Raw genomic sequence first — 25,802 nt, 5'->3', positions numbered from 1 at the left:
CCTGTAAAACACCCCGGAGATTGCTCTCCGGGGGAAATTTATCTTCTATATTAACCTTCAATTGTGATATATTTCTTCTCTTCTACCGCTGGTTTTGCTTCTTTTTTCGGAACAAAGAGTTTCAGAATACCATGTTTAAATTCTGCTTTGATATCTTCTTCTGTGATATCTTCACCAACATAGTAACTTCTCTGACATGCTCCTGCGTAACGTTCACGGCGGATATACCTGCCGGTTTCTTTCTCCTGTTCATCCTGATCAAGACCTTTCGCTGCACTGACTGTCAGATAACCATCTTTCAATTCTGCAGTAACTTCATCTTTCTTGAACCCTGGAAGATCAATCTCAAGTTCATATCCATCTTTCATTTCCTTGATATCTGTCTTCATCAGATTATTCGCATGATGTCCATAGAGCTTCTTTTCTGCTCTGTTCTCTGCTTTATCTGCATATCCGTAAAACGGAAATCCAAACCAATCATCATCAAATAAATTATTATTAAAAATACTAGGCATTAACATAAGTCCTGTCTCCTTTCAAACACTCATAATACGTTCGGAACACTTTCTGGCGAACCTTTCTTTTCGTTCCCCTTCCTTTGTTCTACCTGTACTATAGCACGCATTATTAGCACTGTCAAGAGGTGAGTGCTAATTTTTTGAGATTTTTTTTGCACCAGCTTTTAAGATTGCTTGTATGTCTTTTCTATTTATTCCAATCATAAAGAATCCTTTCGATTTTACAAATGTCGCAGATTCACACGATATTCTTTTAAAGACGCTTCATCGGCATTGGAAATCTGATATTCCAAATGCTTAATCAATTTCTTCTTTCCAGTTTCCCTTTTGAAGCTCATACTGTGAGATTTGTGTCATTTTCGACTTGTTATCCAGATATTTCTCCAGTTCGATTTCTCCCATAACTCTGTCAAAAGTCAGCACTGGATCACAGATGTCCAGATAATCTTGAATTAGCATTGGCAAAATTTTTTTCGGGACTGTTCTTTTTTCACAGCCCCTCAGCTACAGTTTTTTTACTCTCTAAAACAGAATTTACAAGATATTTTTTATACAAAAAAAGAACCTCACTGGTCGTTATTCCTGTTGTTCTGGCATATTCCTTTGATGTAATCTGTCTGCCCTGTCTCCATTTCCGATAGACATACTCCAGAAGGTCTTCTTCCAGTTCTCCTCTGGCTTTTGCAGTATCAATATTTCTGTTTTCTGTTTTTTTATCCGCCATTACTTCACTCTCTGTGTTCTTGTTTTCCTCTTTTGCTTCTGGTCAGTTACTTCAAACCATGGTTTTCCCCATTATATTGTTCTTTTTTTAAGTTTGTCAATGCATTTTACCTGTTAATCATCCGTTTCCTTTAATTTTGTCTGGTCTGTTGTCTGGGTATCGATACATATCGCATGAACAGCAAACCGTTTGCTGTATCCATTCCCGGTACAGGTGGACAGCGTCAGGATCTTGTTCGTTGACTTTGGTCTGATCCCGGTATCAAAATCCGAGTCTTTTACCATCTCGTCAATAAACGTCTGGTATTCTTCCCCCGGCTGATAACCGACTTTATATACATTGCCGCCATTCACCGCATCCTCATAGGAGAAGATCTGATAGCGGTAGGCAGGCAGTGCTTTCGGTATAGACCGTAAAGTACTGGTTCTTTTTCCAGAAGCCTTCATCCTTGTATTTCTTCAGACTGCCGAACATACTGCCATTGTTCATGTTGTGTCCGTAAATGATGTTATAAAGGTCGGAAAAATCTGACTGATTCAGTCCTTCCAGAAAGATACTTCCGGCGATATGCTTATTGCCATGGATATCTTTGCGCAGATATTTTTCGTTGTCCCCGGAGTGCACGATAGGATAGTTGATACCAAGCTCATTCTGATCGTCGAACCGTATCCAGCCGATGCCGTCCGGGTTTTCTGTTTTTAACTGGTCAAATTCGACTTTAATGTCGGTGCTCCACCAGTCTTTTTCTTCTGCTTCCCGTCATCTGGTTCGGATTCATCACTGACATATTCTTCGGCAAGTTTTTCATAATCTTTCGTCGACTGCCATCGATCAATATACGGCGGCAGAATATTCCACAATGCCACACCTATCAGAATTACAGCCAGAAAAATCCATATCAGCCATCTATAAGAATTCTTTTTCCTCATGTCACGCTCCCGCTCTTGTTAGTTCTATCAAACTGCTATTGTCATTATGGAATGCACCGCCAGAAATGTCAATCCTTTTCTTCGCACTGTTTATCCATTGGAACTGCCAGCCAGTGTTTCTGATTCATGTACTTTGCCGGAGCAAGGTGATACATTTCGATATAATTGCTTATCATATCCGACTCTGCCTGAACTTCCATGATTAACATTGCAAATTCTGAATTTCATCTCTGGTTGGCATTACACGCAGTGCCCCTTTTCTTGTTGTAATCACAGATGCTGCCGCATTTGCAAAAGTCAGCATTTCCTTCAGGTTTTCTTCCTCTAAACCTTCCATTCCGTGTTCACAGATATAATGTAATACACAACCACAAAATGTATCTCCTGCTCCTGTCGTCTCAATTGTATTCTTCTGAAGGAACGGTTTTACTTCTACCATCGTTCCGTTATAGTATGCACGACTTCCTTCTTTTCCCATAGATACAAGGATCAGCGGAATCTGATATCTTTCTCTAATCCAATTTACCCCTGCCGTATAGTCTTCTTCACCTGTCAGCCATTGGATTTCATTGTCTGAAATTTTCAGAATCTGACAATGTGCTAATCCATACAATACCTGTTCCTTTGCCTCATCCAAAGAGTTCCAAAGTGGTGGACGTAAGTTCGGATCAAAGGAAATAACTGCACCGGATTCTTCTGCAATACGGATTGCTTCTTTTGTTGCTTCGCGCACTCCTCCATGTGTCATGGACAACGTTCCGAAATGGAAGATTTTTGTTTCTTTAATAAGTTCTGCCTGAACCTCTTCTTTATTCAGCATCATATCCGCTCCCGGATTACGATAAAACGAAAAATCTCTGTCTCCATCCGGATAAGTATGTACCATAGCAAGTGTCGTATGGATTTCCTTATCTGTACATAATCCACCTGCATCAATCCCTGCTTCTGTTATCGCATCTCTCAGCTGTTCTCCGAAAAAGTCTTCCCCTACTTTTCCGATAAATGCCGTCTTATGTCCGAGTTTCGTCAGCATTGCAAGTACATTGCATGGCGCTCCTCCCGGATTTGCCTCAAAAAGTGGATTTCCCTGATTACTTTTTCCATTTTCTGTGAAATCAATTAACAATTCTCCAAGTGCCACTACATCATATTTTTTCATTATATTCTCCATTCTGCCTCCAAAAATGACATTGCTTTTTCCATAAAATTCCTATTTTTTCACGCACCATCTGTACTGATAAGGATTCATCCATACCGAATTTATTTCCAGTTTTTCTCCTGTAAATAAATCCTCATATTCACCTTCCAGACAATTCAGCCATGCATTCTGTCCATATTCGGAAAAATTAGCCAGACAGATTAATTCTTCATTTCCTGCTGTTCTTCTAATCGCAAAAACCGCATAATTTCCTGTATCCCAGGTAGAAATACCGGCAGTTTCTCCAAAGCAATTTTCCTGACGCCGTATTTCTTCCATCTGCTTCAGACCATTCCAGATGTCGTACTGTACTGTACCCGCTTTTTTTCTCTTGTCTGCATTGTCCCACTGGAACGGACTGCGGTGCAGATACCTGCTATCCGCAGCAATATCTGGATTTTTCTTATAATCATAATCATTTACCTGACCGATCTCGTCCCCGGATGAAAGCATTACAAATCCTTCCATACTCATACATGCCGCATGCATCATGAGCACTCTTTGGATTCCTTGTTTCACCTGTTCTAAATCCCCTTCAAATCCACCTTTTTCAATTCCGCACAAACTCGCAGTTGTTCCACAGCTTCTGGCATCTTTCGTCGCTGGATCGTAATTATATAATTCTCCTCGCGCAAAGCTATATGGATAAGTACCTTCAAAGAAATGATACAAATATTCTTTGTGCCGGATTGGGTTTATTTCCAGCTTTTTCTCCTGTTCTTCATCCAGTCCCCAGCCAATATCATCATGACAGCGAAGGTAATTGACAAAATAGCAGTTCTTCGGAAGGCTGTGGATCACATCCATCTGATGCTTCAACATCCTTGTGTCTCTCGTAGCCAGTGCTGCCCACAGATTTACCATGCTGGAAACTCCATATAACATATGACATTCCGGTTCACTCTCTGTTCCAAAATAAACCGGCAGTTCTTTTGGTTCCATAACAACCTCACCTTTCAGGATCACAGCCGGGCAGATCATTTCAACAATGATACGCAGCATCCGGACAATACTATGAACCTGGGGAAGATTTCTGCAGCTTGTTCCTAATTCTTTCCAGATATAAGGAACTGCATCAATACGAAACACTTCTACTCCAAGATTTGCCAGATACAGGATATTCTCAATCATTTCATTAAATACTTTCGGATTATGATAATTCAAATCCCATTGATAAGTATAAAATGTTGTCAGTACATGCCTGTGCATCTCTTCACACCATGTAAAATTTCCCGGAGCGGTTTCCGGAAACACTTGCGGCATAGTCTTTTCAAATTGATCCGGAATTTCTCGCGTCTCATAGCACTGATAGCGATCCATATATTCCTGTTCGCCTCTCTTGGCTCGTATCGCCCACTCATGTGTATCTGCCGTATGATTCATAACTACATCCAGACATAAGCTGATGCCACGCTTTCTCAGCTCTTTTGTCAGTCTTTTTAACTCTTCGTTTGTTCCTATTTCCGAATCGACCTGCTTAAAATCTTCCACCGCATACCCACCGTCATTATATGGATGAGGCATCTTTAAAAGCGGCATCAAATGAAGATAGGTAATCTTCTGCTCTGACAGATAATCCAAGTGTTCTATCACACCTTTTAATCCCCCCGCAAACAGCTTCGGATACATCGTCATTCCAAGCATATTTCTGTTGCGATACCAGTTTGGTTCTTTCTCTCTTCTACCGTCTAATCTCCTAAGCTCCGCCGATCTGTCCTGATAAGCCCCTTCCAACATCTGCATTAGTTCTTCATAACATTGTTCATTGTGATATAACTGCAGATATTTTTCATGCAGTTCCTTCTCATATCTTTTTCTTCTTTCCTCTATCATCAATACTCTATGCTCCTATACTACAAAGGGGATTCCCGTTCCAGGAATCCCCCTATCATTATCCATACGTCTTCAAACTCCATGTAAGTTTTATCATGTATTTTCTAAACCAGATCGTATTTCACTACATCGATTTTAGCTGCACCTTCAGCAAAAAATGAAATTCCTTTTGCCTCTTGTTCTGTAAATAGGACAGCCGACATAACCTGCTCGCCATCATTAATAAATATCTCTGCGCTAAATCTATCCAAAATCACACGAAGCTTTAATTCATCGGCATCTCCATTTACCCGGCATCTTCTCTGATGAACCAATGCTCGTTCACTTCCTGAAAATTTTCTATCAATTTTCAGGACAGACTCATCCGGGCGGAAACTCAGTTCTGTATGAAACTTCTCATTCTGTGCAAAGCGTAATGCAAATTTTTTATAGACATTCCCCTTATCTTCCGGACGTATCACAAGTTCCATGTCTATGGTTCGTCCTTCGATTTTATCTAATGTGATTATATCATTATTTATTACCACATTGTTGTACTCAACTCTGTTTTTACGCATTGCATCAAGTTCTTTGACTGGAGTTTGGTAAAGTCTTCCATTTTTTACAGACAATTCTCTCGGCAGACTCATTTGTGCAAACCACTTCGAATCGTTATCACGATGAGCTAGTGTATCCCAGTTCTGCATCCAACCAATCATAATTCTCCTGCCATCTGGGGCTTCCAACGTCTGCATTGCATAAAAATCAATTCCATAATCCACAGATTGCGTAAACTGCTCTTTTAAGGTATATGTATCTTTGTCCATTTCTCCTATGATACATAAAGTACCGTTTCCATTATGAAATTCGAAGCCTTCCGGCAACATATCCTGTGGACTGGTCAAAAGAACGTGTTTTCCATCCAGTTCAAAGAAGTCCGGACATTCCCACATCTTTCCAAAACGTTTCTTATTTTCTGCAAGGATGCTGACAAATCCCCACTCAAATCCATCCTTGCTTCTATAAAGAAGAATCTGTCCACTTCCGTCTGCCGGTCTGCTTCCGATAACACAATAGAAGTTCCCGTCTTTTCCTTTCCAGATCTTTGGATCACGAAAATCCACTTTACTTGCACCTTCCGGAAGATCTTTGGCTGTCAGAACCGGATTCTTCTCATATTTCTTATAATCTTTTCCGTTGCCAACAGCCACTGCCTGTGTCTGAATATCCCTTACCGTTCCATCTTCCATTTTCTCCTGATCCACTGCAGTATAGATGAGCAGCTGTCTGCCGTCTCCTAACTCTGTTGCACTTCCTGAAAAGCATCCAATCTTATCATACTCTTCATCCGGTGCCAAAGCTGCCGGAAGATATTCCCAGTGAAGCAGATCCTTACTAACCACATGCCCCCAATGCATACTGTTCCAGTATGTATCATATGGATGATACTGATAAAAAAGATGATACTCTCCCCGATAGTATGAAAAACCATTCGGATCATTCATCCATCCGACATATGGACTCACATGAAAAACCGGTCTGTCTTCTGCTTTTATCTGCTTTCCCTGTTCATCTTCATATTTTCTAGCCTTTTCTAACATCTCACTCATGCGAATCCTCCTATTATTCGTATCGTTATTTTTCTTCACTCAATGACTCTTGATACTGATCAAAGTATTTCTGTTTAATTGAAAGATAATCAGAAAGTCCATACTGTTCCATTTTCTTCAGATAGGAATCCCACTCTTTTTCAATTCCTCCATTCAGGATCCAGTCTGCTTTCTTCTGCTCTGCATATTTTTTAATATCGGTATCGTACTGAGATACTTTATTGGTATCATCAATGCTCATAAAGACATTTGGGTAAACATACTTGCTATTCATATCCTGTAAATAAGTTTCATGCATATTGTCTAAACGCCATTTTGCATCTTCCGGCTGTGTTACATATACATCATAATATTCATTCAGTACTGCAAGTGGACCATTTACAGATTGTGCCTCACGTACTTCTACCGGCGACTGCGTTCCAAGATCCATGTGCTTCAGCATTTCTCCGCCATCTTTATTTTTGGTCAGTTCAAAAATGTTAAAAGAATCCTTTTCTCCATAAGTTCCCCAGTTATTCTGTGGTGACTGAAGGGGTGCATACATCTGATCGATCCATGCAGCAGCAAGTGCTGTGTCACGACAGCTGGATGTAAGGACACATCTTCCACGATCGAATCCGCTTGTTTCGCTGTTGTTCTGTCTTGTGATATTTCTCATTCCATTCGGTCCTGTCAAAGCCGGCAGCATAACATAATCTTCATTGTTATCAATATTTGCAATATCCCATGTAAAGCAGAGACCATATCGATGATTCTTTCCTTTTGCTACATAGGTGGACCACTCTTGTGTAAATGCTTCCGGGTCAACCAGATCCTCTGTTACAAGCCTATGCAACCATTCAATTCCTTCTTTATACCCCTCCTGAACCGTTGTATAAATAACTTTTCCTTCATCCGTTACAGCGAAATGATCCCCTGTATCTCCATAACCCTCTCCAAATCCATTGATCAAAATTGCAGGATCCTGATCTCCATTATTGATAATAAATGACATTGGGATCACATCACCTTCAATTGAAAATTCTTTTTCAAGTTCATCTGCATGATCACGGAACTGAATTAATACCTGTTCCAATTCATCTGTTGTTGTCGGAATCTCAAGTCCAAGATAATCCAGCCATTTTTTGTTAATATACGGAATATCTCCGATTGCCTGAATGGCTTCTTTCCCAGCTCCAAGCTGTTCAATCCATGGAAATGAATAAATATGCCCATCCGGTGCTGTACACATTGTCCTGTATTCTGGGTATTTTTCAAATACTGCCTGTAAATTCGGCATATATTTATCTATCAGATTTTCCAATGGAATAATGATTCCCTGCTTTGCATAACGCAACAGATCATACTCACTCATTCCGGCATTGAATAATCCATCCGGCAGATTTCCAAACTGGGCAAGTGCCAGGTTTTTCTTATCAGAAAACTGATCTGATACAAAACAAGTCCAGTCAATATGAACATTGGTCTGCTCTTCCATACGCTGAAAGATCACTCGTTCATTTGGCTCCTGTGTTGATGTAGCCGGTGCACTTGTAATAAAGGAAAGTTCTGCGGTTTCCTTCAATGGAAACTGCACTTCCGATACAGGTGTATCCGGATCAATTTCAGCTGCAAGCTGCCGCTCTTTTCCACATCCTGCAACTCCTACCATCATCGTCATAGACAGTACAATTACAAGTAATGCATTTACTTTTCTTTTCTTCATATCTGTATCGTTCCTTTCTTATTAGCCTTTTACCGATCCTACCATAATTCCTTTGTCAAAATATTTCTGGAAGAACGGGTACATTACTAACAGTGGTAAACTTGATACTACAATGGTTGCATATTTAAGCTGTTCTGCTATTTTTGCCATTTCTGCCGTGCTCTGGATATCGGCGATCATTCCCGGCTGTGGTGTATTCTGTACCAGGATAGAACGGAGCACTAACTGCAACGGCTGCAGATTTGCATCATTCAAATAAATCATTGCATCGAAATAACTGTTCCACATTCCAACGAAAGACCAGAGTGCCAGAACTGCAATGATCGGCTTACATACCGGAATCATAATTTTAAAGAAATGCTGGATCTCATTCGCCCCGTCAAGCGCAGATGCTTCTCTTAATTCTGTCGGAATTGATTGATAATAAGTTCTTGCGAGAATCATATTCCATACATTAAATGCCCCCGGAATCAGGATTGCCCACACCGTATTCACCATGTGCAGCTGATTGATCAAAATGAATGTAGGAATCATTCCACCCCCAAAGAACATTGTGATCAGGAAAATAATATTGAAAAATTTTCTTCCTACAAATTCTTTTTTAGACAACGGATATGCTGCCAGCAATGTCACAAAAACGGAAATAACTGTAAATGCAAGTGAATACAGGAAAGAATTTAAGAATCCACGCCAGATCATTTTATTCTGTAACACTCTTCGATATGCGTCTAATGTCCAGTCCTTAATGTTAAAACTCAATCCCTGGTTATTCAAAACAGTCGGATCCATAAAGGACGCTAATACCACATAGATAATCGGTATTGCTATAGAAAGGACGAATAAACCAAGAATGGTAAACCCGATTCCAAGGATTACTTTGTCTGTCCTTGAATATTTTTTCTTCTTTTTTTCTCCATCTTTTCTCCCTCTTTCCTATAATCCTTCTCCGTCATTCAGTTTCTTAACAACCCAGTTTACAAAAATCAGCAAGATAACATTTACAACAGAATTGAAAAGACCTACTGCTGTAGAATATCCATAATCTCCATTCAAAAGTCCGATACGGTATACATATGTAGACAGGATTTCTGATGCCGGCAAGTTCATATCTGTCTGTAACGCATAAGCTTTTTCAAAACCTATACTCATAATATTTCCGGCCTGTAAGATAAACTGAATTACAATAATATTTTTAATTGCCGGCAGCTCTACATACCAAATCTGCTGCAGAAGATTCGCTCCATCCATGATGGCTGCTTCTTCCAGCTCCTTGCTGGCATTTGCCAATGCTGCTGTGTACATAATAGATGACCATCCTGCCGCCTGCCAGATTCCACTTGCAATATAGATTGTCCGAAATGCAGAAGGCATTGTCATCCAGTTTGTACTGATTCCGAGTACTTTATTCAGCGGTCCTACAGGTGATAAAAGCATACGGACCATACCACAGAGTACAATGACTGAAATAAAGTTCGGCATATAGATCAAAAGCTGGACTTTCTTCTTAATTCCTGTCTTTCGGATACGATTCAGAAGCAATGCAAGAATAATCGGAACCGGAAAGCCCCACAGCAATCCGTAGATACTCAATTTTAATGTATTCATCAGATAGTTCATAAAATCCGGTGAAGATAAAAATCGTCTGAAATACTCAAGTCCGACCCAGGGACTCCCAAGAATTCCTTTGATTACATTGTAGTCTTCAAAAGCAATCAGAAGACCACCCATCGGGAGATACTTAAAAATAATTGTCAGCAAAAGTCCCGGCATCAGGAAGAAAAGATATAACTGCCAGTTTTTCTTCACATAAGTCATCTTTTCTCTCCAGGTTCGCTTACTTACGGACTTTGCTTGGTTTTGCATTCTTTTCATGCATTTCTTCCTCCATTCCTTTAACTTATCGTGCAAAACCGGTTAAGTAACCGGTTACTTTATGATTTGATAATACTATATCCATCTCACTCTGTCAACACTTTTATGTACTAAAATAACCGGTTACGTAATCGGTTATTTTTCCATTGCGTTTTTCCATGAGAATTGCTATACTAAAGAATATTATAGACTATTAGCCGTCATATTGAAGGAGATTCAACTTTTATGAGTAAAAAACAGGTAACTTTTGCAGATATTGCAGAATACACAAATTTTTCAAAGACTACAATATCAAGATACTTCAATCATCCTGATTCTCTTACCTTAGAAAATCAGGAAAAGATTTCACAGGCTCTTGACACACTTGGATATAAAAAGAATAAGCTGGCAAAGGTTCTGGCGAATGGAAAAAGTGAATTTATCGGAATCATTGTTCCAAACCTCTACCTGCACTATTATTCTGAGATGCTGGCACAATTTCTTTCCAGCTACAGAGATTATCATTATAAATTTCTTGTTTTCGCCAGCGAACATGGAGCTGAAGAAGAACAACAGTACATTGAGGAACTTCTATCTTATCAGATTGAGGGACTGATTGTTTTAAGTCACACGCTTCCATCCGAGAAGCTCGCTTCCTATCAGATTCCTGTCATCGCAATTGAACGTGAAGCAGAACATATCAGCAGTGTCAATACCGATAACTATATGGGCGCACTTCAGGCTACTTCCCTGTTGATCCGGGATAAATGTGACATATTGATTCATATAAATGTCAATGTGGATAAATCCATCCCAGCTTATGACCGCATCCGGGCCTTTCAGGAAACTTGTGAAGAATATCATGTTCCATATGATATCGATCTGAGTGTAGAAGGTAATTCTTATCATGAGATTTTAAATGTGATCCGGGAGATTTTTAATAAGATAGAAGCAAAATACCCAGATCAAAAAAAAGGTATCTTTCTTGCGAATGATACCTATGCCAATATGTTTCTTAATTTAATTTTCCAAAAATACGGAACCTTTCCTTCAACTTATGAGATTGTTGGATTTGACAATTCCCCGATTGCCAGCGAGGCAATCCTTCCAATCACAACCGTTGGCCAGCAGATTGATGTAATTGCTAAAACCGCCATGGATCTTCTGGTCCGACAGATGGATGAGCAGAAAAAGCGTGCTCCCAAACCATTGGGCGAACCTATTCACAAACAAATTACACCTGTATTGATCCGCCGTAATACAACACAATAGTTTATTTTTCCAGATTAAAAAACACTTTCTGCTACCACTAGGTTTCCTATATTATTTTAACATCCAAGTTATATGCAAAAAACAAGAAGTTTTTAAGGTTAAACCGTAAAAACTTCTTGTTTTTACACCCCTAAACATTCCATAATGATCTTCTCACATCTGTCATATTCAAGCTGCGAACTGTTCAGACATAAGGTATAATTGCTGGCTTTTCCCCATTTCTGATCTGTGTAAAAATTATAATTTGTCATACGCCTTTTATCTGTATCTGCCAGCATTTTGGCAGCTTCCTTTTCACCGACATGATATAACTGACCGATACGCTGTATTTTTTCCGGCATATTCCCATGAATAAACACATTTAGCACATCCTCCCTGTCTTTCAGGATATAATCTGCATTTCTTCCAATGATCACACAAGATTCTTTCTCTGCTATATCTAAAATCACTTTTCTCTGTGCCTCGTATACCATATCTTCTACTGATTTTCCTGTAATGTCACGCCCTGCAAATGCATAGGCAAATAATCCTTTCTTCGGTGATAATTCTTTTTTCCATCTCTGTTTCCTCCTTAGCTTAACGCATTGACTTTATATTTTCTGATTCTCTTTAAAAATAAATATCCTATCAGACATGAAATCACTTCCGTAATCGGAAATGCCCACCAGATCAGCGAAACTCCCACCTGACCGATTACAGTTGCGTAAGCTGCACCTTTCACTCCCATTTCGGGACAAGGTCCTATACCATAGATCATGATCGGATCAAGGATAATATTTACCACAGCACCAACTACCTGACCGATTGTAGAATAAAGAGAGTGTCCTGTCGCCTATAATAATTTTTCAAATAAAGAAAAGAAAATAATACCAAAAGAAATCACACAGCATATCCGCAGATAACTGACTCCCATTTCAAGTACTTCTGCATCAACAGTCTGTGATGAAATGTATGCTCTCACTCCAAAGAAACCAAATAATAAACAAACCACATAAATGATCACGCCAAGAACCAGACTGTTACCATCTACCTTCGCAGCTTTTTTCCTGTTCCCCTGTCCAAGTGTCCTTGCCAGAAGTGCATTGGTTCCTACACCGGTTCCGATTCCTACTGCTACTATGAGCATCTGCACCGGAAATACCAGAGTCAAAGCATTTAATGCTGCTTCACTGCCTGCTTTCATATTTCCTACAAATGCACTGTCTACGATATTATAGACTGCCTGTAATGCCATGGATAAGATCATCGGGATCCCCATTTGGACCATCAGCTTATTCACCGGCATCTCCTTCATCTTGTTGCTTTCTACCATTTTGTTTTAACTCCTCTCTTTTTGGCACAAAAAAAATATCTTGTAAATTCTGTTTCAGATGGTGCAAAGGCAATTGACTTTTCTATCACAGAAGAAAAACAGCTGTTAGCAATATAAGAAAAAAATACGAATGATACTTAAAACCGTGCTACTAAACTTGTCGGGATTTTGCTATAATGTATGTCAGAAGGAAAAATCTGAAAAAAGAAGAAAAGGAGTATTTTTGAGATGGATTTACAGCAGATTTTTAACGACACGGATTTTGTCCATACAAGTGGGACAAAAGAAGAATTGCAGGTTGCAGGATATCTGAAAATGCAGTGTGAGAACATGGGGGTTCCGGCACAGATCGAAGGTTTTCGCGTGGCAATGGGCGATATTGAAGAGGTTCATTTGTATGCAGATGGGGAAGAGATAACATGCAAGGCTTTTTCCTGCTGCGGAAGCGGTGTGGCAGAAGGAGAGCTGTATTACATGCCGGGAACAGATCCAGTATCGATTGCAGGAGCCAAAGACAAGATTGTTCTGATGGACACACAGGGATTTGGATTCTTTACTTACCGGGATCTGATGAAGGCAGGTGCAAAGGCAATTCTCTGCCAGTATGGTAACTTATATTATCCACAGCAGGATATTGACCAGAGAGATCTTCGGGAAGCAGTTGTCAGAGAAGAAAAGAAAGTCCTTTGTGCAATGATTCATACAGGAGATGCGGTTAAGCTGGTAAAAAATCATGCGAAAAAGATGCGGTTAGAGATTAAGCAGAAGGAATATGACGGAGAATCCCATAATGTGATCGCAGAACTTCCGGGAAAAAAGGAAGAGTGGATCATGCTTAGTGCACATTATGATACAACCGCTCTTTCACATGGTGCTTATGACAATATGAGTGGATGTGCAGGACTTCTCGGAATTATGGAATACATGAAAGACAAAGAACGCAATTACGGTCTTCGCTTTGTGTTCTGCGGAAGCGAGGAACGTGGTTTATTAGGATCGAAAGCTTATGTGAAAGATCATGAGGCAGAGCTGGATAAAATCGTATTCAACATCAATCTTGATATGATCGGAACCTATATGGGTAAATTCATTGCATGCGTGTCAGCAGAAGAGAAGCTTTCTCATTACATCAGCTATATGTCAGCGGAAATTGGATTCCCGATAGCTTCTGAGACAGGCGTGTACCCCAGTGATTCCACTCCATTTGCAGATAAAGGTGTACCGGCAGTCTCATTTGCCCGTCTTGCAAGCGGAAATGTTGCACCGATCCATTGCCGGTACGATGTGAAGGCTGTGATGTCCATGGAGCAGCTGCAGAAAGATATTCATTTCCTGAGTTTATTTACAAATCGTTTCACAAACGCTGTGGTATGCCCGGTGAAGAGAGAAATTCCGGAAAATATCAAAAAAGAATTAGATGAATATCTTTTCCGTAAAAGAAAAGAGAATTAAATGAAAGGAAGAACTGTCGCAGTGTAAGAAAAATTTATTTGACTTTTGAAAAAACTGGAAATATAATTATAGTAGACGAGTAGCAGGTAAGCGTAAATCCAGCTTAGCAGCTACTCGTTTTTTGCTTTGTTAAAATAATATATTTGCTATGAAAAAAGTGTGTAGCTTGTCAGCGTAAGTCCAGCTTATAAGACAAGGTGCTCACTTTTTTGTGCCAAAAAAAGAACCGCCCTGATCGTTTCATCAACCATCTGAGGTTCTTCTTTTTACGCATAACAAAAGCGGGTGATGGGAATCGAACCCACGTATCCAGCTTGGAAGGCTGGTGTTCTACCATTGAACTACACCCGCGTCTTAAAGACAAATAATATAATATCACATCTCAGAAAAAATGCAAGTCTTTTTTTCATTTTTTGATCACTTTTTTAATCACTTTGATTACTTTTTGTCCACTTTATTTTCTGACCTCTATTTTATCTATTTCGGTTCTTTTCCTTCCATTTCCACATATATTTTATCAATCACCTGTTTTCTATCCGATCGGAGTTCCTTTTATGTTTTCCAGATTAAAATCAAAAAATATTATACGGATCTGTTTTCTTTTCCTTGCGGCTTTCTTTGTGGGAATCGGCGCTGCATTTCTGCATGATCATTTCTTTTCAGCCGCTGTTCCCACCTCTTCTGAAGGCAACTGGGGGCTCAGCTTCCAAACTGATGGGGATCCCCCTGTCGGCAATGCCACATTTGACGAGTTGAAAAAATTTGATGCCTTTTACGCACAGGACACCGGTGAAAAGGTAATCTACCTTACTTTCGATGCCGGTTATGAAAATGGAAATACACCGGCTATTCTGGAAGCTCTTACGAAACATCAGGCTCCGGCAACGTTCTTCGTCGTCGGCACACTTCTGGAAAGCAATCCAGAACTTATCAAACAGATCCTCGCTGCCGGTAACACCATCGGCAACCACACCTGGCATCACAAAGACATGTCACAGATCTCTACAATGGACTCCTTTTCTGAAGAAATCCAGACAGTTGAAAAACTGTATCAGCAGATCACCGGACAGGAAATTTCCAGATTTTATCGTCCACCACAGGGCAAATACAGCGAAGCCAACCTGAAAATGGCGCAGGAGCTTGGCTATCACACATTCTTCTGGAGTCTCGCCTATGTCGACTGGTATCAGGATAACCAGCCATCCCACGAAGAGGCTTTTGAAAAACTGCTTGGAAGGATCCATCCCGGTGCCATCGTTTTACTCCACAGTACGTCCTCTACAAACGCTGAAATCTTAGATGAACTTCTCACCAAATGGGAAGAAATGGGCTATCATTTTGGTTCTCTTGATGATCTTATAAAAGCTGCTGCATCTTAGAAAATTTTCTCTGTAACTTTACCGGAGGATTCTCTAATCGATCAGTCCATATTTCTTCATCGCATAAGCAATTCCATCTTCTTCAACGGTCTTTGTCACAAATTCTGTATAAGGTTCCAGCACCTGGTCATGCGCGCCCATCGCAATCGCATGCCCGGCATGCTGGAACATTGCCAGATCATTGCTGCTGTCTCCAAATACATATGACTGGTCTCTCGTCATTCCAAAATGCTCCAGTACCCAGTCAATCGCAGTTCCTTTTGTATAGTCCTTCAGGATACATTCAAATGTATTACTTCCACGGTCGATTACTTCCATATCATCTTTAATAAATTCAAAAAATGCTTTTACATCACTTTTTTCATCCGTATAAATAAAGATCTTATCATATGGACATCTTCTCTGCTCCATATAACGCTCGATTCCAAGTCCACGGTTATTCATGTGTTTTTTTGTATTTTCCAATCTGTCAAATCTTGAAACTCTTGAAGTGAAATACACATCTTCTGCTCCCTCAAAAATCCCATCAATCTGACATTTTGTCATATAATCAGCGATCTCATCGCCCCTCTCCGGATCCAGATGCTTTTCAAAAATAACTTCTTCATCAAATGTAAAATAAATCCCACATCCACACAGATATCCATCAAATGGAAGTTTTTTCAGTTCCACCGGGACACTGCAGTACGTTCTTCCTGTATTGATAAACAAAAAATGTCCTGCGTCGTGTGCCCTTTTAAGTGCATCTACCGTACTTGCGGGAATCTCTTTTGTAATTTCACTGAGTACGGTCCCATCAATATCAAAAAATAATGCTGCTCTATTCATTCTACCTCTTCCTCCCGATTATACTCCAATTACACGATACTCATTATACTCATATCTCACCATTATGCGCAACCCTTTTTCATTTTCTGCAAAATATCTGTGATAAATACCATTTTGACTTCTCCATATAAAAGTAATATAATAGATGTTGTACAATTTGAAAAAGGGGTAATAATAATGAATAAAAGAATCGATAAGAAAAAACAGAAAAGAACACTTGAATCAGCAGTAACTGCTACAGCTACATCATCAGCACCGGCTACAGCAACTCCTGTTGTAGAGATAAAAGAAGTTGTAAAAGAAGTCAAAGTACCAGTAGAAGTTCCTGCCAAAAATCCTGCATTCTATGTTCAGTACCAGAGTGCAGAATATACTGTAGCCGCTATCACAGAACGTGTGATTGCTGACTGCAATGCAAAGGGACACGCTGTAGAAACTCCGGAAGCTCTCTCCATTTATCTGAAACCAGAAGACAAAAAAGCATATTACACCCTTGGAGGGTTCAATGGATATATTGAATTATAAAGGAGTATTTTATGGCGCTTAACTTTCAACAGCTTGGAATGCTTGCAAAACTGAAATCCGCATTTTCCACTTTTCAACAGGAGCATCCTAAATTTATGCCTTTTATTCATGCAGTAAAAGGAGATGCATGCCGCAAAGACAGCATCATCGAAATCTCCGTCAAATCTCCGGAAGGACGGAATTATACCACTAATTTCCGTGTTACCGAAAAGGATTTGGAACTTATCCAGATGCTGAAAGATATGCAGGAAAACCAATAAAGTAAAAAAAGCAGGTAAGAAAGGATAAAATTTCTTACCTGCTCTTTTTCTATCTTACTTTAGCATTTCTTTGCTAATACAAAGGAATGGCCTTCCATTTTTATTGCCTGAAGGCTGACTTTTTTACCGGTATATAAATCCATATACTCTCCCTCTTCTTCGATCCAGGCTGTCCGGTCCTCTTCTGCGAAATTAAAAAGTGCTGTCATCTGCTCGCCCTCCAGTTCCCGCACAACTCCAAGGATTCCATTTTCCCAGGTATCAAGCGTCCAGACATTTGCCGATGCGTCAAATACTTTTTCCTTACTTCGAATGGATCTAAGTTTTCCAATTCCATCAAACAGTTCTTTTTGTACCGTTCCTTTTCTCTTTCGTCCGTCTGCCAGCTTCCAGTCAAATTTTCCTCTGTGGATATACCTGGAATCAACCCGTTTTTCCGGATCATTTTTATAAGTATAATCATTTACCTGACCAATCTCATCTCCACTGTAAAGCATTGGAATTCCGGATTGCACCATCATATATGCATGCAGCATCAGATCAAATCTGACTGCTCTTTTTTTCTTTTCTTCATTTTGTTCAAATCCGGCACTTTCAATTCCACACATGGAAGCTGTCGTTGCACAGAATCTGGCATCTCCTGTTATCGGATCTTCATTATAAAGTTCCCCGCGGCTCACACTTTCTGCGATTTTTCCTGTGAAAAAGTCATTCAGATATCTTTTGTGTGGGACTTCCTGCATTCCCCAACCGGCAAGTGTCTGGAAATCCAATCCCCATCCAATATCATCATGACATCTGAGGTAATTTAAGAAAGTATACTCTTTCGGAAGGTTGTTCATAATATCAAGCTGCATCCGTAAAAGTCTGGTATCTCTCGTCGCAACCGTATTCCATGTAGTAGCCATCATAGTTACATTATAAAGCATATGACATTCCGGCTTTTCTATGGTACCAAAATAAGGAACTACTTTTTCCGGTTTCATCACGACTTCCCCTAATAATACAACCGACGGACACACAATCTCCCCGATCATACGCATCATCCTGACTATCGTGTGTACCTGTGGAAGATTTCTGCAGCTTGTCCCCATTTCCTTCCAGATATAAGGAACTGCATCGATCCGCAGAATGTCAATCCCCTGATTGACCAGGAAAAGGAAATTATACATCATTTCGTTAAACACCCTCGGATTCTTATAATTCAGATCCCACTGGTAAGGATAAAAGGTAGTCAACACGTAGTGTCCGATTTCAGGAAGCCAGGTGAAATTCCCCGGTGCAGTTTCCGGAAATACCTGTGGCACTGTTTTCTCATATTCTCTGACATAGTTTTCATTGTCACAGAAAAAATACCGGCTCATATATTCGCCTTCACCCATTCTTGCCTTCTGTGCCCATTCATGATCTTCGGAAGTATGGTTCATTACAAAATCCATACACAGATTCATGTCTTTTTCATGGCAGGCTTCAGCCAGATCTGCAAGGTCTTCTATGGTTCCAAGTTCCGGCTTTACTTTTCTGAAATCCGCAACCGCATAGCCTCCATCGGATCTTCCCTTTGGCGAATCAAGAAACGGCATCAGATGAACACAGTTTACACCACATTCTTCCAGATACTTAAGCTTTCCTTTGACTCCTCTTAAATTTCCGGCGAAATTATCAATATACAGCATCATTCCCAGCATGTTTTTTTTACGATACCACGCCTGATCCTTTTCCTTCTCCAGATCTCTCTTTCGAAGTTTCGCATTTCTTGCTTGATAGTAATTCTTCATCTGTTCACAGAGCTCTGCAAACATTGCTTCATTATCATATAATTCCATATAGAGCCAGCGAAGCTCATCCATATGCTTCGCCAGTCTCTTTTCAAAAATATCATTTGTTTTTCTCATTTTTACTCGACCATTTCCAGATAAATCTGATATGCTTTGTACTCACCAAATTCAAGAGGCATCGGAATTCCAACTTCCATCAGAGCCTCTGCCGGATAAATTTTTCCGGTTCTTGAATCTTTATAGAATTGTCCGGCACACAGACCTTTCAGTTTCACATAATTTACTGTCATATTTCCATGGATTTCAAGCATAACTACATTTACGAGTACTTCTTTCCCATCTTCTGATGCAAATTCCCATGCGCCGATTTCTTCTGCGAATGGATTACTCAGTCGATAGTAAAGTCCATTTTGTACAAGCTGTGCATATTTTTTGTATTCTACTATCTGTTCCCGGATCTCTCTGCGCTCTTCATCTGTCATTTTCGCCGGATCCAGTTCATAGCCGAAGGTTCCTGCCATGGCACAGACACCTCTTGTATGGAGTGATGTCTTTCTTCCTGTCTGATGATTCGGAACTGCAGATACGTGAGATCCAACTGCAGATACCGGATACCCAAAGGATGTTCCGTATTGGATCCTTACACGATCCACTGCATCGGTATTGTCACTGCACCAGATCTGTGGTGTATAATACAGCATTCCCGCGTCAAAACGACCTCCACCACCACTGCAGCCTTCGATCAGAAGGTCTGGATAGCGGCTTATAATACGCTCCAGAAAATCATAAAGCCCAAGCATGTAGTCATACTGCACACTGCCCTGTTCTTCTGCTGTCATAGAATATACTTCTGCCATACTTCGGTTCATATCCCATTTTACATATTCGATATTTCCCTGATCGAGCACCTGACACATCTGCTCATAAACAGCATCCACAACTTCTTTTCTCGAAAAATCAAGGAGCAGCTGGTTTCTTCCTTTTACCGGTTTTCTTCCCGGAATCTGAATTGCCCAGTCCGGATGTTCACGGTAAAGATCACTGTCTTCATTTACCATCTCCGGCTCAAACCAGAGCCCGAATTTAACACCTAACGCATTGATCCTGCTGATCAGGTCACCAAGACTTCCCTGCAGCTTTTCTTCATTTACTTTCCAGTCGCCAAGTCCACTGTTGTCATCATTTCGACTTCCAAACCATCCATCGTCCAGTACAACCATATCGATTCCCAGATCCTTTGCCTGCTCGGCAAGATGATAGATATCTTCTCCCGTAAAATCAAAATAGCATGCTTCCCAACTGTTGATCAGTACCGGTCTTACTTTTTCTTTATATTTTCCGCGACACAGATTTTTACGGATACATCTCTGCAGATTCTGGGAAAGCTTTCCAAGTCCCTGATTGCTGCAAGTTAAAATAACTTCAGGAATCACAAATTCCTCTCCTTTTTTCAGTGGATAAGAAAACTGTTCTTCCTGCAGTCCCATCTGCATTCTTGTCTGCCCGAACTGATCCTTTTCTACTTCTGCTTTAAATCCTCCGCTGTATACAAAAGACATTCCATAACAAGTACCTGCGTCTTCCGTCGTTTCTTTTTCTGCCAGTATCATCATCGGATTGTACTGATGGCTGGATGTTCCTCTGCGGCTTCCAATTACAAAAGCTCCATGTCCTACCGATGTTCTTTGCATATTTCTTTCCATCGCATGGCGGCCGTAAAATGAAATCACATCAAACTCACCGTGAAGGAAATCAATACAGGCTGCCTGTGCTTTTGTCAGTCTGATTTTATCTTCTTCTGTATTGATCACTTTTGCACTTCTTGTGATCACATCATACTCCGGAAGAACTCCATAAAGTAATTCTACCTGTAATCCTGTCACCTGATCTTTCATATAAATGATCAGAGTCTGGGCTTCCTCTTCTGCAGCATAAACTGCAGGAAGCCCCTTCAAATTGTATTTTCCATCACAAATCTCATATCCCTGATATCTAAGATCGCATCCAAAAGAACCATCTGCATTTACAAGGTCAAGCACCGGACTCCTGAAATCTCCTGTCAGTCGGCATGGAAATTCCTGCGGCAGCACATCAAGGGAATATGTTCTGTCATTTCCTGCATCCTGCGGATTTCCAGAGAAGCCACGGTCTGCATAGGTCAGAAGATAGTCCATAACTCCATCTGTCTTTCTTCCATAATATAAATGCAGTAAAAATCCATATGCATCAATCTGCATCTGATACGTTGTATTATGGGTATGTAATGTAAATGTTCTTGCTTTCTCGTTGTATATGATTCCCATGTTCTTCTCCTTAAGCTTCTGTCAAATTTATTTTACTGCTCCATTTACAACACCGTTCAGAATCTGTTTCTGGCAGATCAGATAGAAAATCAAAATCGGAAGCAGTGCCAGTAAATAGGACGCAAATGCAAGATTATAATTTGTTCCAAACTGTGTCTGGAATGTCATCTGTGCAAGTGGCAGTGTGTTCACATCGCTACCTGCCAGAATTACAAGTGGTGTCATAACATCATTCCATGTACCAAGTGCTGTGAGTACCGCTACTGTTGCATGCATCGGTTTCATGATCGGAAAAATAACACTCCAATAAGTTTTCCAGGTTGTTGCCCCGTCTACATGTGCAGCCTCTTCCAGTGCCATCGGAATATTTTTCAGATAACCGGAATATAAGAGCACATTCATCGGCATATAAAATACAAGATAACACAAAATAACACCGAAAATATTGTCAATTCCCATCTGTGCTGTCTGCTTCACAAGTGGCATCATCAAAATTGCAAATGGAACAAACATACCGCTTACAATATAAAGATAGGCTACTTTGTAAAATTTACTGGTACTTTTACTTCTTCCGATCACATAACCGATCATAGAATGAATCAGAATGGAAAGAACTACCGTTACAATCGTTATCAGCACACTGTTGCCCAGTGAATGCCAGAAATCTGTTACACGCATTGCTTCTGCAAAGTTAGAAAAGCTCCAGCTTTTTGGCAGTGATAAGATTCCGGAAATACTGTTTGTCATTTCCGACGGTTTCTTAAATGCAATCACAACTGTAAGATAAAGAGGAAAAATAACGGTTACAAGACCCAGAATCAATAAAATTGTGATTGGCCAGTTTACTCTTTCTTTCACCTTTACTTTCATTATAACTGTTCCTCCTTATTTCCCAAAAAGTTCATCTGTAATACAGAGATCACAACGATCACTACAAAGAACACAACTGCATTGGCACTCTGGAACCCAAACTGTCCTCCGGCCATACCATTGTTATAAATCAAAAATGAAATTGATTCTGTACTCTGCGCCGGGCCTCCTTTGGTAAGAGCCATGATCTGATCAAATACCATCAGAAAATTCTTCATGCAAAGTACCATATTGATGGTAAAGAATGGAAGGATCAGTGGAAATGTCAGATTCTTGAATTTTTTCCATCCGGTCGCTCCATCAAGAGAACCTGCTTCGTATACATCCTCCGGTACCGTCTGAAGTCCGGAAATATAAATAATCGTATTCATTGCAACAGACTGCCATGCACATACAATTACGATCGCAACCCATGCCCATTTTGAGCTCGCCAGGATACTGTCACCTTTTCCGCCCATCATTTTTACAACTGCCGGAAGAATATAAGTGAAAAAGTAATTGAAAATATAGCCCACTACAAGTGCTCCTAAAATATTTGGAACGAAATACATTCCTCTGAGTGCACTTTTAAATTTAATTTTACTGTTTAATCCAAGAGCTAAAACAAGACTTAACACATTTACAACTATTGTTGCAACAATTGCAAGCTTGAATGTAAACAGGTAGGATTTCCCGACTCTTGCATCAGTAAATAAATCTGCATAATTCCGAATACCTACCCAGTCAAACTCGCCATATCCTCGAAAATTTGTAAAACTATAAATAACACCTTTAATAAGAGGCAGCGTATTAAAGCAGAAAAACAACGCAAGTATCGGTATCGTAATCAGTAAAAATGTCCGCTCTCTGCCATTCATCCTTTTCAATTTATTCATGATCTGTATCCCTCCTACTTGCCTGCTTCATAATCTTCTATCATACGAATGATATCCCTGTTATATCTGATCCAGTCTTTGTCAAATTTTTTCAGGAATGCGTCAACATCCTGGTTTATGAGAAATGTCTGGATTTGTGCATCGACTGCCATTTCTGACGGATAATAGTGATCCTGGTAATCCGCCATACGGTTATCCTGAATATATGGTTTCATATCTTCCAGCTCTGGAGCCAGTGCAAAATCTTCATCTTTACAAGGCACTGCATTCTGCGCATCTAAGTATGTCTGGATACTTTCATGATCCATCAGAAAATCAAGTACTTCATATGCCGCTTCTTTATTTTCACATGCATCCATCACGCAGAACTGAAGGTCTACTCCTGAATTTAATACATTGTCCTCTTCAGAATCATTAGCCGGCATAACAAAGGATCCGATATTCATATCCGGATTTACAGATTTGATCTGCGGAATTGCATAGCTTCCGATTGTATACATCGCTGATTCACCATTTGCAAATGCAGTACATGCATCGTTGTATCCGTATCCAAACGGTCCATCTTCACCATAATTTAACAATTCAAGCATTTTTTCTGCCACTTGCGGATATTCTTTGGAGAAGGTTGTTTCTCCCTTATTCACCTGCTGACAAACATCGGATGGTGCAAGTCCGACTGCAAGTGCATTCCAAGGTGCAAGGCAGGTCCAGGTATCTTTATATCCAAAATAAAGTGGCTGGATTCCTTCATTCTGAATCTCCTCGCAAAGAGAAACAAATTCATCCCAGGTCTGCGGAATCTCCCATCCATGTTCCGCAAACATATCTTTGTTATAGAGCACTCCTGCCGCATTTGCCACATACGGAAGCCCATATGTTCCTTCTGTCGGAACAAACTCCAATCCTTCAATAATATCCAGATAAGCAGGTTTTACCTCACTAAGTCCTTCATAATCTGAAAGGTCAGCCAGTATTCCTGAATCAACAAAATACGAATAATTGATATCTCCTCCGATTCCGATAATATCCGGATAATCTTCTCTGATAAAACGTGTTTTCAAAATTGTTGTCGCATCATTTGGGGAAGATATTTTTAAATGGATATCATCATGTGTCTCATTAAATTCTTTTTCGAGCTGTTCAAATATATCTACCGCCTCTGGTTTATACTGAACAAGTTCAATTTCCACTTTTCCGCTTTTTGGATTTTGCTGACATCCCTGTAATACAGCTGATGCCATCAGAATACAGGACATTCCCAAAACAATTGCTGCTCTTTTCCTTCTCATTTTTTCTCCTTCTTCACAGGTATATTCGTTTTTAGTTACCGCTCGATATATCAAGTGCTTTCTTTATAGTTGTATTATAACATACCATTATGCGACTATAAATATCATTGTATTTGAATTTTTATTCCAAAATGCTATTATTTTCTTCTTTTTTGCTAAATGCATAGCATTTTGGTATATTTTAGTTGCAATCTATTTATTAAATCAGTAGAATAAATATATATCAACTGACTTAACATCTGCTAAACATCATTTTTTCACGGCAGAGCACCTATGAGAAAGGAATTATTATGAAAGAACTTATGTTTTCAGTATTTCCAAGCGAGAATTTTGTCGATCTTGGATTGTATCAGTTTGGTTACGAACAATGTGAACCGGCGCATAGTTTTGGTCCTGCCGTCCGTAATCATTTTCTTTTTCACTACATTATCTCCGGCACCGGAATTTTAATGGCAAATGATTCTCACGGTGTAACACAGACCTATCACGTAAAAAGTGGTCAGGGCTTTATGATTTTCCCCGGTCAGATCAATACCTATATCTCTGATGAAAAACTCCCCTGGGAATATACATGGATTGAATTTGACGGACTGCGTGCAAAGGAAACCATTGAACTTTCCGGACTTAGTTTGGATAATCCGATTTATAAAGCTACTTCTAAAGATCTTCGCGAAATACTGAAAGAAGAACTTCTCTATATTGCAAGCCACGGAGACGCAACACCTTTTCACCTCATCGGACATCTCTATCTTGCAATTGATGCTCTAATCCGTTCTACGGCTACTATGCAGACATCGAAAATCAGCCGCCTTCAGGATTTTTATATCCATGAAGCGTTATCCTACATAGAGCAGAATTTTCAAAACGATATTTCAGTTGAAAACATCGCTGCTGTATGCGGATTAAACCGCAGTTATTTCGGAAAAATTTTCAAAGACGGAATTGGAAAATCTCCTCAGGAATTTTTGTTGAATTATAGAATGATTAAAGCTGCTGAATTATTAAAACTGACAAAGCTTTCCATTAAAGATGTAGGTAATGCAGTCGGTTATCCCAACCAATTACATTTTTCCAGAGCATTTAAAAATATTTATGGAATATCGCCAAGAGACTGGCGTAATCAGAACAGACTTAAACAATAATAGAAAAAGAATGCTGCAGTTCAGACTGTGCATTCTTTTTCTATTATTTAATATGTAATACTATAAAGAATGTGCCTAGGCTCGTAGTGCCTTTTATTTAACAGGAAGTTCCTACGGATTTTGCTATGCAATAAAAAAACTGCAAACCCTTACGGTCTACAGCTCCCTTA

22 protein-coding genes, 1 tRNA gene and 3 pseudogenes are annotated in these 25,802 nt (G+C 39.8%); 6 read left to right on the top strand and 20 right to left on the bottom strand.

Annotation, left to right across the window (positions count from 1 at the left end):
• Positions 1–50: 50 nt before the first annotated feature.
• From PG766_RS07690 to PG766_RS07640, 11 genes and pseudogenes are all read right to left on the bottom strand, one after another.
• Positions 51–521 carry an Hsp20/alpha crystallin family protein gene (locus PG766_RS07690; protein WP_008370865.1) on the bottom strand — a complete coding sequence of 157 codons (471 nt, stop codon included), beginning with the start codon at positions 519–521 and terminating at the stop codon, positions 51–53.
• Between the two features lie 294 nt (positions 522–815).
• Complete coding sequence (locus PG766_RS07685) at positions 816–977, bottom strand: hypothetical protein (RefSeq protein WP_243000039.1); 162 nt, start codon at positions 975–977, stop codon at positions 816–818.
• Between the two features lie 31 nt (positions 978–1,008).
• The gene (locus PG766_RS07680; protein WP_243014392.1) at positions 1,009–1,242 is read right to left on the bottom strand and encodes a hypothetical protein; all 234 of its coding nucleotides are present in this window, start codon (positions 1,240–1,242) and stop codon (positions 1,009–1,011) included.
• 113 nt (positions 1,243–1,355) lie between these two features.
• On the bottom strand, positions 1,356–1,688 hold the full coding sequence (locus PG766_RS07675) for a hypothetical protein (protein WP_270590712.1): 333 nt from the start codon (positions 1,686–1,688) through the stop codon (positions 1,356–1,358).
• 252 nt (positions 1,689–1,940) lie between these two features.
• A complete protein-coding gene (locus tag PG766_RS07670) occupies positions 1,941–2,171 on the bottom strand; it encodes a hypothetical protein (RefSeq protein WP_118198794.1) in 231 nt (76 codons plus the stop codon).
• A 202-nt stretch (positions 2,172–2,373) separates the two neighbouring features.
• Entirely contained in the window at positions 2,374–3,330 is a 957-nt protein-coding gene (locus PG766_RS07665; RefSeq protein WP_117555945.1) for a carbohydrate kinase family protein, read from the bottom strand.
• A gap of 51 nt (positions 3,331–3,381) precedes the next feature.
• Positions 3,382–5,202, bottom strand: coding sequence for an amylosucrase (locus PG766_RS07660; protein WP_118198793.1), 1,821 nt, complete (start codon positions 5,200–5,202; stop codon positions 3,382–3,384).
• A gap of 104 nt (positions 5,203–5,306) precedes the next feature.
• On the bottom strand, positions 5,307–6,791 hold the full coding sequence (locus PG766_RS07655; protein ID WP_118198792.1) for a glycoside hydrolase family 32 protein: 1,485 nt from the start codon (positions 6,789–6,791) through the stop codon (positions 5,307–5,309).
• Positions 6,792–6,816: 25 nt separating this feature from the next.
• On the bottom strand, positions 6,817–8,496 hold the full coding sequence (locus PG766_RS07650) for an ABC transporter substrate-binding protein (protein ID WP_117822665.1): 1,680 nt from the start codon (positions 8,494–8,496) through the stop codon (positions 6,817–6,819).
• Between the two features lie 21 nt (positions 8,497–8,517).
• Positions 8,518–9,399 (bottom strand): annotated as a pseudogene (locus PG766_RS07645) (carbohydrate ABC transporter permease); the annotation flags it as partial.
• A gap of 30 nt (positions 9,400–9,429) precedes the next feature.
• Positions 9,430–10,368: an ABC transporter permease gene (locus PG766_RS07640; protein WP_117822661.1), complete on the bottom strand. Its 939-nt coding sequence runs from the start codon at positions 10,366–10,368 to the stop codon at positions 9,430–9,432.
• 225 nt (positions 10,369–10,593) lie between these two features.
• Here PG766_RS07640 and PG766_RS07635 point away from each other — a divergent pair, with 225 nt between their 5' ends.
• Positions 10,594–11,619: a LacI family DNA-binding transcriptional regulator gene (locus PG766_RS07635; RefSeq protein ID WP_117555433.1), complete on the top strand. Its 1,026-nt coding sequence runs from the start codon at positions 10,594–10,596 to the stop codon at positions 11,617–11,619.
• A gap of 122 nt (positions 11,620–11,741) precedes the next feature.
• On the opposite strand, the pseudogene PG766_RS07630 reads toward PG766_RS07635, so the two are convergent.
• A pseudogene (locus tag PG766_RS07630) lies at positions 11,742–12,167 on the bottom strand (AAA family ATPase); the annotation flags it as partial.
• 101 nt (positions 12,168–12,268) lie between these two features.
• Positions 12,269–12,931: pseudogene (locus tag PG766_RS07625) on the bottom strand (MATE family efflux transporter); the annotation flags it as partial.
• A gap of 228 nt (positions 12,932–13,159) precedes the next feature.
• Between PG766_RS07625 and PG766_RS07620 the strand changes: the two are divergent.
• Positions 13,160–14,383 (top strand): M28 family metallopeptidase, encoded by a 1,224-nt coding sequence (locus PG766_RS07620; RefSeq protein ID WP_118198790.1) that lies wholly within the window; start codon positions 13,160–13,162, stop codon positions 14,381–14,383.
• Positions 14,384–14,663: 280 nt separating this feature from the next.
• Here PG766_RS07620 and PG766_RS07615 read toward each other — a convergent pair.
• A tRNA-Gly gene (locus tag PG766_RS07615) sits at positions 14,664–14,734 on the bottom strand.
• A gap of 203 nt (positions 14,735–14,937) precedes the next feature.
• Here PG766_RS07615 and PG766_RS07610 point away from each other — a divergent pair.
• Positions 14,938–15,762 carry a polysaccharide deacetylase family protein gene (locus tag PG766_RS07610; RefSeq protein WP_118198789.1) on the top strand — a complete coding sequence of 275 codons (825 nt, stop codon included), beginning with the start codon at positions 14,938–14,940 and terminating at the stop codon, positions 15,760–15,762.
• Between the two features lie 33 nt (positions 15,763–15,795).
• On the opposite strand, the gene PG766_RS07605 is transcribed toward PG766_RS07610, so the two are convergent.
• Positions 15,796–16,590: a Cof-type HAD-IIB family hydrolase gene (locus PG766_RS07605; RefSeq protein WP_117555425.1), complete on the bottom strand. Its 795-nt coding sequence runs from the start codon at positions 16,588–16,590 to the stop codon at positions 15,796–15,798.
• Between the two features lie 177 nt (positions 16,591–16,767).
• On the opposite strand from PG766_RS07605, the gene PG766_RS07600 reads away from it, so the two are divergent.
• Both PG766_RS07600 and PG766_RS07595 read left to right on the top strand, forming a co-directional pair.
• Positions 16,768–17,115: a DUF6465 family protein gene (locus PG766_RS07600; protein WP_117555423.1), complete on the top strand. Its 348-nt coding sequence runs from the start codon at positions 16,768–16,770 to the stop codon at positions 17,113–17,115.
• Positions 17,116–17,126: 11 nt separating this feature from the next.
• On the top strand, positions 17,127–17,375 hold the full coding sequence (locus tag PG766_RS07595; RefSeq protein ID WP_022219869.1) for a hypothetical protein: 249 nt from the start codon (positions 17,127–17,129) through the stop codon (positions 17,373–17,375).
• A 59-nt stretch (positions 17,376–17,434) separates the two neighbouring features.
• Here the strand turns inward: PG766_RS07595 and PG766_RS07590 are convergent, their stop codons facing one another.
• The 5 genes from PG766_RS07590 to PG766_RS07570 are packed head-to-tail and all read right to left on the bottom strand — an operon-like array spanning position 17,435 to position 24,490.
• Positions 17,435–19,270 (bottom strand): alpha-amylase family protein, encoded by a 1,836-nt coding sequence (locus PG766_RS07590; RefSeq protein WP_118198788.1) that lies wholly within the window; start codon positions 19,268–19,270, stop codon positions 17,435–17,437.
• A 2-nt stretch (positions 19,271–19,272) separates the two neighbouring features.
• Complete coding sequence (locus tag PG766_RS07585) at positions 19,273–21,456, bottom strand: alpha-galactosidase (RefSeq protein WP_118198787.1); 2,184 nt, start codon at positions 21,454–21,456, stop codon at positions 19,273–19,275.
• 27 nt (positions 21,457–21,483) lie between these two features.
• Positions 21,484–22,326, bottom strand: coding sequence for a carbohydrate ABC transporter permease (locus tag PG766_RS07580; protein WP_117555417.1), 843 nt, complete (start codon positions 22,324–22,326; stop codon positions 21,484–21,486).
• Complete coding sequence (locus tag PG766_RS07575; RefSeq protein ID WP_118198786.1) at positions 22,326–23,201, bottom strand: carbohydrate ABC transporter permease; 876 nt, start codon at positions 23,199–23,201, stop codon at positions 22,326–22,328. Before PG766_RS07575 ends, PG766_RS07580 begins: the two co-directional genes overlap by 1 nt.
• Positions 23,202–23,215: 14 nt before the next feature.
• The gene (locus PG766_RS07570) at positions 23,216–24,490 is read right to left on the bottom strand and encodes an ABC transporter substrate-binding protein (protein WP_118198785.1); all 1,275 of its coding nucleotides are present in this window, start codon (positions 24,488–24,490) and stop codon (positions 23,216–23,218) included.
• A 290-nt stretch (positions 24,491–24,780) separates the two neighbouring features.
• On the opposite strand from PG766_RS07570, the gene PG766_RS07565 reads away from it, so the two are divergent.
• Positions 24,781–25,632: an AraC family transcriptional regulator gene (locus tag PG766_RS07565; RefSeq protein WP_117822643.1), complete on the top strand. Its 852-nt coding sequence runs from the start codon at positions 24,781–24,783 to the stop codon at positions 25,630–25,632.
• The last annotated feature ends 170 nt before the right edge of the window (positions 25,633–25,802 follow it).

Origin of the sequence: Coprococcus sp. LG101-27, from assembly GCF_027695515.1 — a bacterium.
GTDB classification, from domain to species: Bacteria; Bacillota; Clostridia; order Lachnospirales; family Lachnospiraceae; genus Allocoprococcus; species Allocoprococcus comes.
This window is presented reverse-complemented; position numbering and strand designations above follow the sequence as displayed.